A 14,962-nucleotide genomic window follows, 5' to 3' on the forward strand; every position below is an offset into this window, starting at 1 on the left:
GCCTTCAGGACAGGACCAGCGCTGTTGAACTCGCATCCAGACCGCCTCGAGGGCGGCTCACCCTATCCGCTGGGCGCGAGCTTTGACGGGCTCGGCGTAAATTTCGCGATTTTTTCCGCCAATGCCGATCGGATCGAACTTTGCCTGTTCGATCCTGGAGGTCGAAAGGAAGTCTCGCGGCTAACTCTACCGGAATGTACCGACGAGGTCTGGCATGGCTATCTGCCTGATGCGCGGCCCGGGCTTGTCTATGGCTACAGGGTTTATGGCCCCTACGCCCCTGAACGAGGCCATCGCTTCAATCCCAACAAGCTGCTGCTCGATCCCTATGCGCGCCGGCTGTCAGGCAGCATAAGATGGAATGACGTGCTGCACGGTTACCCCGTTCGTGGCCGGCGCAAAGATTTGGGCTTTGACCGGCGTGACAGCGCCAACGCCATGCCAAAAGCCGTCGTCACCCATGACAGTTTCGACTGGTCGCGCGATGTCCGACCCAACGTCCCCTGGTCAGAGACAGTGATTTACGAGGCCCATGCCAAGGGCCTGACTAAACTCTTTGAAGCAGCGCCCGCGAAGGAACGTGGCACGTTCGCCGCGCTCGCGCACCCTAAGGTCATCGACCATATGAAGCGCCTCGGCATCACCACGCTCGAACTGATGCCGATCCATGCCTTTACGCAGGACAGGTTCCTGCTTGAAAAGGGCTTGCGAAACTATTGGGGCTATAACAGCCTTAGCTTTTTCGCGCCCGAACCAAGCTATTTTTCCAGCGAGAACCATGACGAATTGCGCATCGCAGTGCGACGCCTGCACGCAGCCGGAATCGAAGTGATCCTCGATGTCGTCTATAATCATAGTAGCGAAGGTAGCGAGCTCGGCCCGACATTGTCCTGGCGCGGCATCGACAATGCGACCTACTACCGTCTGCTGCCCGACGACCCGCGCTATTGTCTCAACGATACCGGCACCGGCAACACCTTCAAACTCACCCACGCCCGGGTCATTCAGATGGTGGCGGACTCGTTGCGCTACTGGGCAACCAGCTTCGGGGTCGACGGTTTTCGGTTTGACCTTGGGCTGACGCTAGGTCGCACCGATCATGGCTTTGATCCCAATGCCGGTTTCTTTGACGTGCTGCGACAGGATCCAGTGCTCGGACGCCTCAAGCTTATCACCGAACCATGGGATGTGGGCATGGGCGGCTATCAGCTTGGCAATTTCCCGCCTGGCTTTGCCGAATGGAACGACAAATATCGTGATACTGCGCGGCGTTTTTGGCGCGGCGATCCCGGGCAACGGGCCGATCTGCCCTTTGCCCCGACCGAGGCCTATGGCAGCCCGGCGGACCTGCGCGCGCTGATCGACGCCGCGCATGATTTGGGCCTCATGATCTTCCTCGACGTCGTCTATAATCATTTCGGTCCGGACGGCAATTATCTGGGGGCCTATGCCGGATCCTTCTTCCATGCCGAACAACATACGCCCTGGGGCGGCTCGATCGCGGTCGATCGGCCAGAGGTCGCAAGCTACTTTCGCGAAAATGCGCTGATGTGGCTCAACGATTATGGTTTTGACGGACTTCGCTTCGATGCGGTCCATGCGATAGATGATGATGTCTTCCTCGATGCCCTCGCGCGCGACATCCACGCGGCGACACCGGGTCGCCATATCCACCTTATGTTGGAAAATGAACGCAACGATGCCGGGCACCTGGGGCCGGGGAAATATGCTGCGCAGTGGAACGACGATTTCCATAATGTCATGCATGTTCTGCTCACCGGCGAGGCCGACGCCTATTATGAGGATTTTGCGCAGAGCCCCGCGCAAAAGCTGGCCCGCTGCCTGTCAGAAGGCTTCATCTATCAGGGCGAGCCTTCGCCCCATCAAGAAGGCAAACCGCGCGGCACACCAAGTGCCCATTTGTCCCCCACAGCATTCATCTCTTTCCTCCAGAACCATGACCAGACCGGGAACCGCGCACTTGGCGAACGGCTGATCACGTTGACCTCGTGCAAACGTCTGAAGGCGGCGGCTGCGCTTCTGTTGCTGATGCCGCAAATCCCTCTGCTTTTCATGGGTGAGGAGGTCGGCGCGCAGAGCCCGTTCCTCTTCTTCACCGACTTTCATGATGATCTCGCCGACGCCGTGCGCGAGGGCCGGCGGCGCGAGTTCATGGGCTTCACCGCCTTCGCTAGCGAGGAGGCGCGCGCGCATATTCCTGATCCCAATTCGCCAGATACCTTCGAGAGGGCAAGCGTCGTCGAAGGGCCCCACGCCGGCGACTGGTGCGGATTCTACCAGTCGTTGTTGACGCTTCGGCGCGAGCAGATCGTTCCAGGCCTCGCTGGCGTCCGCGCCCGCGAGGCAAGCGCATTGTCCAAGGCAGCCGTCCAAGCGTCTTGGACCCTAGGAGACGGCCGCCTTCTCGCCATCCTTATCAATCTGGGTGACACAGCCGTCAGCGCGCCCCTTTGCACGGAGCCCCTTTTTGCGACCGGGCAGCCGGGAGCACCCGCCTCATGTGCCTGCTGGGTCCAGGCGCCATGAGCGCCTTGCTTCACGAGTTGGCACAAGAAGCAGGTATCGCGCGCCTCTGGACCGATTCGAACGGCCAAGAACAGGTCGTGACTGACGAGAATTTGCGTGCGATCCTCGCAGCACTGGGATATCCGGCAAGTGACGATGCGACGATCGCCGTCGCACGCGAGACACTGCACCAGCAACGGCCGCTCCCCCCTTCATTAATCACGGTTGACTGCGGCGCGCCGCTCCCCATGCTCGAAGGCGCGCTTGGCCTTCGCTACGAGACGGGCGAAGCTATTGAACTTAATATCGATCAGGGTCTGTCCCGGCCCGGCTACTATCATGCCGACTATGAAGACGGCACAATCTTGATAGCAGCCGCGCCTGCGCGCTGTCCCGCTATCAAGCAGCGCATCTGGGGTGTCACCATTCAGATACCTTCCCTGCGCGGCGAAAACAAAGACTTTGGCGATTTTGGCCTGCTTGCCGATGCCGTTGCAAAGCTTGGAGCCTGCGGCGCCGACGCCATCGCGCTCAGCCCGGTGCACGCCCTAGCGCTTACCGAACCGGGCCGCTTCTCACCCTATTCGCCGTCGAGCCGCGTCGCTCTTAATGCCTTGCTGGCCCCCGCTGACAGGCCCGGCGTCGCAGCGGCCAGCGACTTGATCGACTGGGAGGTCGCTGGCCCCCTTAAGCTGACCGCGCTACGTGACGAATTCAACCTCAGCGCAGATGACGGACGCGACGAGACCGCGTTCGAGCGCTTCCTTCAGAAGAAGGCGCACGCTGGACTGGAGAGTGTGCAATGCGCTGCTCGGCAAGCCGGTATGGCTATTGGTCTCATCGCCGACCTTGCGGTAGGCGTCGATCCGCTCGGAGCGGAAGTCTGCGGCGATCCGGGCGCATTTCTTCATGGGATGAGCATCGGGGCACCGCCCGACCCGCTCGGACCGCGCGGCCAGGACTGGGGCCTCACAAGCTACAGTCCCCGAGGCCTTGCCGAACGGGGATTTGCGCCTTTCATAGCTATGTTACGAGCCAATCTGCCGCGAGGCGGGGGCATCCGGATCGATCATGCATTCGGCTTGCAGAGGCTTTGGGTGATACCTAAAGGGCACCCGGCATCCGAAGGCGCCTACCTAGCCTATCCCTTCTCCGACATGCTCCGCCTGCTTAAGCTAGAAGCCTGGCGCGCTGGCGCAATCGTCGTAGCGGAGGATCTCGGCACTCGGCCGCCCGGCTTTGGCGAAGCGCTCGAAGCTGCGGGTATCTACGGTATGACGGTGCTGCCGTTTGCCCGCGATCAGAATGGGTTCGTGGACAACTCCAGCTACCCGCAGACTTCCGTCGCTATGAGCGGCACCCATGATGTGGCGACGATCGCGGGGTGGTGGACTGGACGCGATCTTGACTGGAACCGAAAGCTCGACCGTGGCGGAGAAACGAGGAGCGAGCGAGCAGAAGGCCGCCGCGCTCTGTGGGCGGCGATCGGGGCGGGCAAGCCGCAACCTGCCGACGATGATCCGGCACCCGTCATCGAGCAGGCTCTGATCTTTCTGGCCATGTCCCGCGCACCGTTGCTGCTGGTGCCAATGGAGGATTTGGTAGGCCTTGTCGATCAGCCCAATCTTCCGGGCACCACGGTCGAGCATCCCAACTGGCGCCGCCGCCTTCCCGCTCGCATCGAGACCCTCCTCACGCGACCCGATGTAAAGCGCCGCATCGCCCGCCTGACAAGGGCTCGCCCGAATGAGAGCCCGCGACAAAGGAAGCCCGCATGACGCCACGCGCAACTTACCGGGTGCAACTCACCAGCGATTTTCCGTTCGCAGCGGCCGAGGCGATTGTCCCTTATCTGGCGGATCTTGGCGTTAGTCATCTCTACGCCTCCCCAATCACGACCGCGCGACGCGGATCGACCCATGGCTATGACGTGGTCGATCCCACATGCATAAATCCAGAACTGGGCGGAGAAGAGGGCTTTCGCAGTCTCGTGGCTAACCTCCGCGCTCATGAAATGGGCATCATCATCGATATCGTTCCTAATCACATGGGCGTCGCGGGCGGCGAGAACCCATGGTGGAATGATGTTTTGCGGCTTGGCCGCGCCAGTTCATTTGCCCGTTTTTTCGATATCGACTGGAACGGTCCGCTTGCGCTTCCCATTCTGGGAGAGCCCTTGGCAGACGTCATTGAGCATGGCGATCTGATTCTGGGATCGCATGGCGAGCCGCATTTGCTTCTCTATGGCGATCAAAAATTGCCGCTGCGCCCCGACGGGCCGCAGGATGGTGACATCGCAGCGATCGTACGGGCGCAACATTATTTACTCCTACACTGGCGCGCGGCCAATGATCGGCTGAACTGGCGCCGTTTCTTCTCGATCAATGAGCTTGCCGGCCTCAGGGTCGAAGATCCTTCTGTCTTCGAGGTGACCCACGCGCTCTATTTTCGCCTCTATGAGGATGGTTTGATAGACGGTTTGCGGATAGACCATGTCGATGGGCTGACCGACCCGGCCGGTTATTGCCGCAAGCTGCGCGCCCGAATGGACGCCATCCGTCCGGGTGCTACCATCCTTGTTGAAAAGATACTGGGTGACCAAGAGCAGCTGTCGACCGACTGGGGCGTCGATGGCACCACTGGCTATGACTTCATGCGCGATGTCATGGCGCTGCTTCATGAACCTGCGGGTGAAGCGCCACTGGGCGAGCTCTGGACCGCTCTCGATCCGGACCAATCGGACATCCGGACCGTCCTCCTCAAGTCTAGACGTGATATGCTCGAGTGGCAGTTCGAGGCGCAGCTAAGTGCCTGCGTCCTCGCCTTCGAGGCGCTCGCGCAAAGGACCGAAAGCCCAGCACTGGAAGACTTTACGACCGCCATGCTGCGCCGAGCAATCACCTGCCTGCTCCAGGTTTTTCCGGTCTACCGCACCTATGGGGATGGGCGCTCTGCGCCGTCAGGCGATGAGGCCGCACGAACAGAAGCGTGGGAGGCCATTCAGCCTCTTCTCCCCCCCGGCGAAGCACCCGTCGCGCGGCAGATCCTGGCATGGCTTGCTGGAGATGGCCCGGGCGACCCGGACCTGGCCGCCGAGGCCGTGCGTCGTTTCCAACAACTTTCGGCGCCCATCGCGGCGAAGGGTGTGGAAGATACCGCCTTCTATCGCCGCGCCCCGCTACTATCGGCCAATGAGGTCGGATCGCTGCCCGAACAATTTGCCATCCCTCCAGCCGAATTTCACCGCCGGGCAATGGATCGCGCACGGGATTTCCCAGCAGCTTTGCTCGCCACCGCGACGCATGACCATAAGCGCGGCGAGGACGGCCGTGCGCGGATCGCAGTCCTGAGCGGCATACCAGATTTGTGGCGGCAAACTGTCGAGCGCTGGAGCCATATAGCCCAAGGTCATGGTGCCTGCGTCCATCCAGCCGACCGATATCAGCTTTTCCAGACCATTTTGGGCGCCTGGCCTAGCCAAACCGACCAATCATCCTTTCTCAGCCGGATCCAGGCGTGGCAACTCAAATTACTCAGGGAAGCGCGCCTGCGCTCCAGCTGGGAAGCACCTCGACTGGATTATGAACGTGACGCGACACGACTTGTCGACAGTCTCCTAGGAGATCCGGTATTTACGGCCGACCTCAATCGCTTCGTCGGCCAGATCGCGCCAGCCGCCAGAATCATCAGTCTGGCGCAGACTGTACTCAAATTCTGCCTTCCAGGAATCCCGGACATTTTTCAGGGATGTGAGTTGCCCGACCTCAGCCTTGTCGATCCGGACAATCGGCGGGACGTCGACTATCAATTCCGACAGATGCAGCTGTCCGACACAGATGGCCCCCGTGACCCCAAGTTCGACCTTGTTCGCCGACTGCTGACGATACGCCGCGAAAATGCACCTCTGTTTGCAGCTGGCAGCTATGAGCCGGTACTCGTCGAGGGACCGCTTGCCGGCCACATTCTGGCCTTTACTCGACTCCATGAGCAGCGCCGGCTCACATGCGCCGTCGTCATTCGCTCGGCAGCACTCGTAATTGCCTATGGCGGCCTCCCTCCCCCGTCCTTCTGGCAGGACACCTGTCTACGGCTCGATCAGCCTCTGCTGGCGCGCGAAATATTTGCGCGCGACCCCTTTCTTATTAACCTCGATAAAGTTGCGAAATAAATGCGGAACAACCGCTTGGACAACGCGTCTCCGTCAAGGCTCTTTATTGGCCGAAATGGGAGATGCTCGTGGTATTTGAGTCCCGAACGCTTGAATGGTTCGCTGCCCGCGTCGACACAATCGAGCTGCGCTGCAATGCTCATCGCGATATGCATACAACCGTAGCGCGGCATCTGCTCGACCGTGAACGCCGGGGAGAGAAAATCCTGTTCGAGAGCGAAAACGCGCGCCAGCAATGCGTCGACAGCGATATCCTATGGGAGCTGAGTCTCCGTCATATCGATGGGCAGCAAGTGCATGTGGCGTCGGCGAAATTCGAGAATTGTGTGTTACTACTCCAGAAGGTTGATCGACTTTACATTTCACAAGCTGCCGCAGCCTGAGTAGCTGGCACGGGCAGTCTTGCATCAGAGGCCTCTTGGATAGCTCCATTTTGCCACCGACGTCTTCCCGAGGCCGGCGAATTCAACCCTTAAACTTGTCGTAGCTCGGCTGTGGGTTCCGATAATCAAAGGACTGAAAAACAACAGATATGGGAAGGCATCCAGCTTGCTCGTCGCTCAGTCATAACCCTGATCGAGCGACTTGGCATGGGTGCCGTCCGTCGGCATCCGTGCAGCCATTCAACTGGAGGCTTAAGCAGCAGCCCGTAAGCCGCCCGCCATCTGCGGTTGGTAGCCGACATGGCCTTGTTTTACGCGCGACAATATCGTCGACATATGACCATTGACTATTTCAATTGGACGCTGGCTTTTTCCAAGACCCTTTTTCCGAGCCGGCTCGACGGCTTGGCGCTCCCGTCGTTCTACTTTTTCCGCCCGCGAGCGCTTCAGAAAGCAACGAGTTGCGCTTGGAACGTTCTGCAGCGGAAGACTCCAACCCGGCATAGAAGGCATCCCGCTACCTTCTGACCTTTCACCCACGGAGCAACGCAATTGGAAGATGTCGCTGCCTGGATTGCGCCTGTGGCTACAATGATCGCGGCAATGATGACCGCTGCCAATCTTGGCGCGCGCGTAACCGGATGGGGTTTTATTGTCTTCACCGTAGGATCCATCGCTTGGTCGATCGTGGGCTTTTCATCGAACCAGACCAATCTTCTTGCCACTAACGGCTTCCTCACACTTGTTAATCTGTTGGGGGTGTGGCGGTGGCTCGGGCGCCAGCGCGCCTATGAAGATGGTGGCAAGTCCGCTGCGGAAGCCAGCCGCATATCGCCTTTTCCAACACTCTTCACCGCCACCGGCATCGCCGGTATGCCGGTCACCGCGTGCGACGGAGAGACTGTTGGTAATGCCGTCGAGGCGCTGGTGACCTGCAAGGATGGTCATGTCAGCTATGTCGTCGTTGCCTCGAGCGGGATTGGCGGCATCGGTGAAGCGCTGCGTGCGGTTGCGCGCGCCGAGATAGATTTTGCCTGCGACAGGCTTACCCTACGTCATTCACTCCAATGGTTCGAGGCTCTGCCCGTGCTTGCCGACGCTGACTGGCCAGCCGCGCCCGGACACATCACGAATGAGGACGCGCCATGACTGCAAAACGCGGATTGGGCGAGACTGTGTTGCAGCTTCTCGGATCGCCAGATGAGAACGACCTCCTGTATATGGCTGACGACGAGCAGGAGGCGCAAGCGGTCGCCGCAGCACTAAGTGCGTTGGCTCCGAAGCGGCATGTCGTCTTCGTGCCCTCGAGCGATACTCTGCCTGGTGACGGCGCGCCCGCCTCGCCCGCAAATGTCGGTCGGCGGGTGGCGGCGCTCCGGCATTTGCGAACGCTGATGAGTGAAGAAGGCAGATCATCTCTCATCACAGTACTAAGCGGTGAAGCAGCGGCTCGCTTATATGCTGATCCTTGCGCTTTCGACGCCGCCCCACCTCGATTAAGGCAGGGAGAGGCGGTTGATATGGAAAGTTTCGCCGCCAGCATGGAGGCTCTTGGCTATGTCGTTGACGACCGGGTCGACGAGCCCGGAGAGGTAGCAGTCCGTGGTGGGGTGATCGACATTTTCCCGGCCGATGCAGGTCTGCCCGCGCGCATCGATGTCGCCGAAGGCCGCATCATAGGCATTCGCCGCTATGACCCTATGACTCAACTGACCCGCGAGACATGCGAAGCCCTCGATATCGGACGGGCGATCGAACCCCAATCCAGGAAGACGGTCACTATTCTCGCTCATCTGCGCCCTGGCCATCTCTACGTCGGACAACACGCAGAGCATCAGCGTCAACGCTTTTATCGCCTAGCGAAACAAGCGGCCGGCGCAGAAGCTAAGGTCGATGCTGCAACGCCAGCACATTGGTCAAAGCATATTGCAGCCTGGGTGGAGAAGGTGTGCAGCGCCACGATTACGGGTGTCCCGAGGTTTGTCGAACAACGCGCTGCCCTAGGCGCGCTGCATCGGTTCGCCCTCCCCCATCTAGAGCAGGGCAAGCGGCTTCTGCTGGTCGGTAGCCAGCGCGACGTGCGGTTCCTGAAGGCCAAGATCGAAAAATCCTTCGGAAAAAGAATCGAAACTGTCGACGGCATGGAAGCGGTCTTCGCGCTGCCGCCGGGCGCGCTGGCAGCGCTCTCCGCGCCGGTTGATGGAGGTGCGATGAGCGAGAAACTGCTTCTCATCGCCGCAGCCGATCTGCTGGGCAGCCGCGCGATTACCGGCGAAGCACCCGTAACTTCCATGACTGTACTTGGCCGCGCCGACGGCGACATCCGCGCTGGAGACGTTATTGTTCATCAGGACCATGGGGTAGGCAAGGTGATCGGTCTTGAACCTGCTCCTGGTGAGGACGATGCCGAGCTCATCGCATTGGAATATGACAGAGGCGCGCGCCGCCTAGTACCCATTCACGAGGCGCGACGGATCTGGCGTTACGGGGCCGACGCGGGTGCAGTAAAGCTCGATACACTGAGCGGATCTAGCTGGGAGAAGCGCAGGCACGCCATCGACGAGGAGCTGGCAGCAAGCGCGCGGGCGTTGACAAAGCTGGCGCGTGAGCGGGCCAGATTGGAAGCGCCAGTGCTGGATCCTGATCCTATTGCCTATGAAAGGTTTGTCGCAACCTTCCCCTTCAACGAAACGGTGGACCAAGCGCGAACGATACAGGCCGTGCGTGACGATCTGGCGAGCGGTCGGCCCATGGATCGGCTTGTCGTTGGCGATGTGGGCTATGGAAAAACGGAGATCGCACTGCGCGCAGCGGCTCTGGCGGCTCTTGCCGGTCATCAGGTCGTGCTGGCCGCTCCAACGACGATATTGGTGCGCCAGCATCTGCAAAGCTTCCAGCGCCGGTTTGCGGGTTTCGGTCTCAATGTCGCCTCTTTGTCCCGTCTGTCGAGCGCTGCGCAAAAGAAATCCGTTAAGACCGGACTTGCCGAAGGATCTATCCACATCGTCATCGGCACGGGCGCGGTCATGGCAAACGATGTTCGTTATGCGAGACTTGGCCTCGTTATCATTGACGAGGAACAAAGATTTGGCGCCGCCGACAAGACAAGGCTGCGGGGAGATGCGACGGTTCATTTGCTTGCGATGAGTGCGACGCCTATACCACGCACGCTCCACCGGGCCATGATCGGCCTTCAGCAGATCTCGATCATCGCAACGCCCCCTGCTCGGCGCCAGCCGATCAGGACGAGCATTGCCCCGCCCGATGATACCATGATCCGGACAGCCCTGCTTCGCGAAAAATCGCGGGGCGGCCAGAGCTTTGTCGTCGTTCCTCGCGTCGAGGACCTCGGCCCCCTTTCTGAACGGCTCATGCGTATCGTGCCCACGCTCCGGAAAATCGAGGCTCACGGCAAGATGGCGCCTGCCCAGATCGATGAGGCCATGGTTTGCTTTAGCGACGGCGATGGAGACATACTTCTTGCAACCAACATCATCGAAGCCGGCCTCGACGTGCCCCGCGCCAACACGATGATCGTCTGGCGAGCCGACCGGTTTGGGCTTGCCCAGCTACATCAGTTGCGCGGCCGCGTAGGGCGTGGCAACCGTCGGGGTCAAGTGATTTTGATAACCGAAAAGGTCATCGCGGAGCGGACCATGAAACGGCTCCGCACGCTGGCGACATATGACCGGCTCGGCGCCGGTTTCGAGATCAGTGCTGCCGACCTCGACCAGCGCGGCGCGGGAGATCCTCTTGCTCAGACACAAGCCGGGCATATGAAGCTCATCGGCGTCGATCTCTATCAGCATCTTTTCGAGGCAGCACTGCGCCACGCGCGCGGTGAGGATGCCACGCTTTGGCAACCGAATATCAATATCGGTAATGTCGGAGCCTTTCCCTCATCGTGGATACCCGACGACGACGTCCGTCTTGGTCTCTACGTGAAGCTCGCGCATATTGCCCTGGAAGGCGATCTCGACAGTCTCGAGGCAGAACTGCTTGACAGGTTTGGCCCACTGCCACCAGCGGGACAAAAGCTCATTGAAGCGGCCCGCATCACGATATTAGCTCGAAAGGCTGATATCGAGCGGATCGATGCTGGCCCCGGCGGTATTGCGTTGACGCCCCGCGATCAGAAGCGCAAACTTCCTCCTTCCCTGAATCTTACCAGAAAGGGTGGACGCTGGCTCCTAAAGGAGCAGCACCAAGGCATCACCCTGCCGGCGCGCATCGTTGCGCTTCTTGAGAGACTTCTCCGGCCTGAGGGCAGATGATAGAGCTCTTGGGATGCATCCAGGAGATAGCCGTCCGGGCATCCTCAAAGGGGACGCAGAGTTTATTTGCCACGCCTCCCCCCGATCTTGCGAAAGCGCCCACGAAATCTCCAGCGAGAGCAACCGAATGTGCTACTGGACGTCGACGAAATACCTAGCTCAATAGCCCGCTCCAAGCGAAAGACCTTAATACCTACGTAGAGGTTTCATATTCTCACGCCTCAATTTCAGTCCCACTGCTACGCATCGAGCAGCAACCTTACCGATCGGAGGAACATCCGCCTTCCCTGATAGGTGAAGCAGGCGCGGCATCGTGTCCGGAAAGGCGATCCGGCAACGTCTGCATCTGGTGATTTCGGATTGATTATATTGGGCAGCGGTATCTCGTAGGTTGAAGCCGTAGCGGATCTCTTTGCCTTGCAAGCCGGCTAGAGAAGCTGGTCCCGCTGACATCAGTAATTTTCTCGTGCTGGCCTGACGCCAGGGATTTGCCTACCGCTGAGCGGATCGGGCACCATAGTTCAATGCTACGCTGCCCAACACGCGGTGCTAGACAATCGTGTTTGACACGACGGCGTGGCTGCCCTCTTCGTCGACGCGGATGCGGCCGCCGAAAAGCATTTTCAGCTTACCGGTCAGAGACATATCTGATTCCCAGAGTTCGGCGTTGTCAATGTCGAAGCGAAGAAGTGCCAGATTGGGATCTGACTTTCCCTCGGGAAACCAGGCTTCAACAGGCTTTGACCATAGCTTTTCTATCATGTGCGGATCATTGTCGATCGCTACATTACCCGACAAGCAAGCGAAGAAGTCCTGCCCCTTTGAGACGAATTGAGCCATCGCCGGACCGCCCTTGGCGAGGCGGTTGTCTTTGCCGATAAAAAACCAGATGGTGTCGACCTGGTCCTTGTCGAGCTGAGCGGTCAGCGGTTCCGAATGGCTTTCGCCATTCGCTAGGCCGATCATTATAAAGGGGCCCTTTTCAAGCTTTTCCCACATATGTCGCTTGAGCTCATGCACGTCGACTGCCATTCTACTCTCCTAGAGATTGCGTCATGGACAACGCGCGATAGCAATTTGCGTTTCTCGGCGACTCCATAGATAATTCAGGTGGCTGCAACATCGGTGGCCATTGATAACGTCGTTGCCAACTTGTCCCAATGGGCCGGGAACTTTGAATCTCGATCTCAGGTTTGGACAGGTGTGAAGCCCGTCGGCATCACCGGAGACGGGCTTTGAAACAACGCGACGACTGGCATTTGACGGATCAGCTTGCTTATGAACATGGTCGCGGCGATCCATTCGCCGCTGCCGTCAGGGCAACACGGATGCCCATGGTCATTACGGACCCGTCCCAGAACGATAACCCTATCGTGTTCTGGAATGTGGCCTTTCAGGAATTGACGGGCTATGCACGCGAAGAAATGATCTGCCCCCTGCTGAGTGGCCCAGAGACTATGATAGTCTGGACCACGAAAGGGACGACAGATGCCATTCAAGAAGCACAAGCCGGAAGAGATCATCGGCAAGCTGCGTGAAGTTGAGATTGTGCTGGCGCAGGGGACTTCGACCGCCGAAGCATGCCGTCGGATCGGGGTCAGCGAGCAGACTTATTATCGCTGGCGCAAGGAATATGGCGGGCTGAAGACCGACCAAGCGCGGCGGATGAAGGATCTGGAGAAAGAGAACCAGCGTCTTCGCCGGGCGATTTCGGACCTGACGCTGGACAAGCTGATCCTGCAGGAGGCTGCCAAGGGAAACTTCTGAGCCCTGCGCGGCGGCGGCGCTGCATCGATCATTTACGACGAGAGCTTCCGGTGTCCGAGCGACGGATATGCCGGGTGCTGGGTCAGCATCGATCGACACAGCGCAAGGTGCCGCGCGGGGCGGATGACGAACAGGCACTGACAGAGGATATCGTCGCTTTGGCGAAGCAATATGGTCGTTATGGCTATCGCCGGGTGACGGCATTACTGTGTCATGCAGGATGGACGGTGAACCATAAACGGGTTGAGCGGATCTGGCGGCGTGAGGGGCTGAAGGTTCCGCCGCGCCAGTCAAAGCGGGGACGCTTGTGGCTCAATGACGGTTCATGCATCCGGCTACGACCCGAATATCCGGGACATGTCTGGGCCTACGATTTCGTCGAGGGGCGGACGCATGATGGCCGCAAGTTCCGCATCCTCACGATCATCGACGAGGCCAGCAGGGAATGCCTGGCGCTCATCGTTGCACGGCAGCTCAAGCATGAGGATGTTCTGGCTGCCTTGGCCGACCTGTTCGTCTCGCGCGGTCCGCCTGCACATATACGGTCCGATAATGGCAGCGAATTTATTGCGACCGCCGTCCAGAAATGGCTGGGCCAGATCGGCGTGAAGACACTCTACATCACGCCGGGATCACCATGGGAGAATGGCTATAACGAAAGCTTCAACGGGTCGCTTCGCGACGAACTGCTCAACGGCGAGATTTTCTACAGCCTCGCGGAGGCCAAGGTGCTGATCGAGGCATGGCGGCGGCATTACAACACCGTTCGCCCGCACAGCAGCCTTGGATACCGACCACCGGCACCAGAAACGGCAACACCGCCATATCCGGCCTCCGGTTCCGCTTCGCTCCACCTCCGTCCGGATATGGCGGCGATGGGATTAATCCACTAACAAACCAATCGGTCCACTCGGTGGGGGCAGGTCAGAAGAAACTGCCGCTTTCTTCAAGGTCCCGAAACCGACTCCGAGTCCATTGCAAAGTTGCGGGAGGCGATATGTGACGGTCACGACGTCGATATCGACCTGTTGAACTATCGAAAGGATGGGACGACGTTTTGGAATGCCCTGTATATGTCGCCTGTACGAGACAAAGATGGCATCATAAGGTTTTTCTTTGCTTCGCAGCTAAACGTGACCGACCGTGTGGAAGCTCAAAATTCCATTCACGAGCAGAAAGATCTGGTGGAGCGTGAGGTTGAACGGCGAACTGCTGAATTGCGCGCCGCGCTCGATGCGAAGACGATATTGCTTCACGAGGTAGACCACAGGGTCAAAAATAATCTCACCATGATTGGCTCATTGCTGCGATTGCAAGCAAGGACGATCGACGATCCGGTCATAACGGCCAAGCTAGACAGCATGCTCGAGCGAGTGGATGCTCTTGCTGTCGTACATCGACAGCTGTACCAGTCGCAGGACATCGCCACGTTCGACATTGGAGAGTTTGCCGGCAGTCTGACGCGCGACGTAATCGGTTCGAGCGGACGGACGGATATTATGCTGGCAATCGATGCGGACACGTTGCTGGTCGATGCGGCCCATGCTTCCGCCCTCGGGTTAATATTAAATGAGATACTCATCAATGCGGTCAAGCACGCTTTTGCTGATGGCCGCCCCGGCAAGCTTAGCTTGCAGGTACGTAATGAAGATGCTTGCGGCATGATCCGCATTTGCGACGACGGCCCCGGCTTTCCCTCCGCAAAACGAACCAAAAGCATCGGCCTTTCCTTAATCACAAGGTTGGCTCGCCAAGCCAAGGCAGAAGCCACATGGAGCAACATGGCGCCGGGAACATGTGTCACAATTACATTTCCCCGGACCGAGGGCGCCCGATGAGGAAAT

At 59.2% G+C, this 14,962-nt stretch carries 10 protein-coding genes and 1 pseudogene; 10 read left to right on the forward strand and 1 reads right to left on the reverse strand.

Annotation, left to right across the window (positions count from 1 at the left end; translation table 11 throughout):
* Positions 1 to 24: 24 nt before the first annotated feature.
* The 6 genes from glgX to ACNHGR_RS05875 all read left to right on the forward strand — a co-directional run bounded on the left by glgX (position 25) and on the right by ACNHGR_RS05875 (position 11,351).
* Complete coding sequence (gene glgX / locus ACNHGR_RS05850) at positions 25 to 2,547, forward strand: glycogen debranching protein GlgX (protein WP_475284626.1); 2,523 nt, start codon at positions 25 to 27, stop codon at positions 2,545 to 2,547.
* Complete coding sequence (gene malQ, locus ACNHGR_RS05855) at positions 2,544 to 4,304, forward strand: 4-alpha-glucanotransferase (RefSeq protein WP_475284628.1); 1,761 nt, start codon at positions 2,544 to 2,546, stop codon at positions 4,302 to 4,304. The genes glgX and malQ overlap by 4 nt, the downstream gene beginning before the upstream one ends.
* Positions 4,301 to 6,694, forward strand: a complete 2,394-nt coding sequence (gene treY, locus ACNHGR_RS05860) for a malto-oligosyltrehalose synthase (protein WP_475284630.1) — start codon at positions 4,301 to 4,303, stop codon at positions 6,692 to 6,694. Before malQ ends, treY begins: the two co-directional genes overlap by 4 nt.
* 68 nt (positions 6,695 to 6,762) lie before the next feature.
* Entirely contained in the window at positions 6,763 to 7,077 is a 315-nt protein-coding gene (locus tag ACNHGR_RS05865; RefSeq protein ID WP_475284632.1) for a hypothetical protein, read from the forward strand.
* Between the two features lie 591 nt (positions 7,078 to 7,668).
* Positions 7,669 to 8,226 (forward strand): PRC-barrel domain-containing protein, encoded by a 558-nt coding sequence (locus ACNHGR_RS05870; RefSeq protein WP_475288338.1) that lies wholly within the window; start codon positions 7,669 to 7,671, stop codon positions 8,224 to 8,226.
* Positions 8,223 to 11,351, forward strand: coding sequence for a DEAD/DEAH box helicase (locus tag ACNHGR_RS05875; protein WP_475284633.1), 3,129 nt, complete (start codon positions 8,223 to 8,225; stop codon positions 11,349 to 11,351). The genes ACNHGR_RS05870 and ACNHGR_RS05875 overlap by 4 nt, the downstream gene beginning before the upstream one ends.
* 549 nt (positions 11,352 to 11,900) lie before the next feature.
* Here ACNHGR_RS05875 and ACNHGR_RS05880 read toward each other — a convergent pair.
* Entirely contained in the window at positions 11,901 to 12,383 is a 483-nt protein-coding gene (locus tag ACNHGR_RS05880) for a pyridoxamine 5'-phosphate oxidase family protein (RefSeq protein WP_475284635.1), read from the reverse strand.
* Between the two features lie 203 nt (positions 12,384 to 12,586).
* Here ACNHGR_RS05880 and ACNHGR_RS05885 point away from each other — a divergent pair, with 203 nt between their 5' ends.
* From ACNHGR_RS05885 to ACNHGR_RS05900, 4 genes and pseudogenes are all read left to right on the forward strand, one after another.
* Positions 12,587 to 12,889: a hypothetical protein gene (locus ACNHGR_RS05885; RefSeq protein WP_475284637.1), complete on the forward strand. Its 303-nt coding sequence runs from the start codon at positions 12,587 to 12,589 to the stop codon at positions 12,887 to 12,889.
* A protein-coding gene (locus ACNHGR_RS05890) for an IS3 family transposase (RefSeq protein ID WP_475284352.1) occupies positions 12,840 to 14,011 on the forward strand; the annotation gives its coding sequence in 2 pieces (ribosomal slippage) (positions 12,840 to 13,104 and positions 13,104 to 14,011; 1,173 coding nt in all). The genes ACNHGR_RS05885 and ACNHGR_RS05890 overlap by 50 nt, the downstream gene beginning before the upstream one ends.
* Positions 14,012 to 14,056: 45 nt before the next feature.
* Positions 14,057 to 14,266 (forward strand): annotated as a pseudogene (locus tag ACNHGR_RS05895) (PAS domain-containing protein); the annotation flags it as partial.
* 36 nt (positions 14,267 to 14,302) lie between these two features.
* The gene (locus tag ACNHGR_RS05900) at positions 14,303 to 14,956 is read left to right on the forward strand and encodes a sensor histidine kinase (protein ID WP_475288340.1); all 654 of its coding nucleotides are present in this window, start codon (positions 14,303 to 14,305) and stop codon (positions 14,954 to 14,956) included.
* The last annotated feature ends 6 nt before the right edge of the window (positions 14,957 to 14,962 follow it).

It is taken from the genome of Sphingobium sp. RS1 (assembly GCF_056156825.1).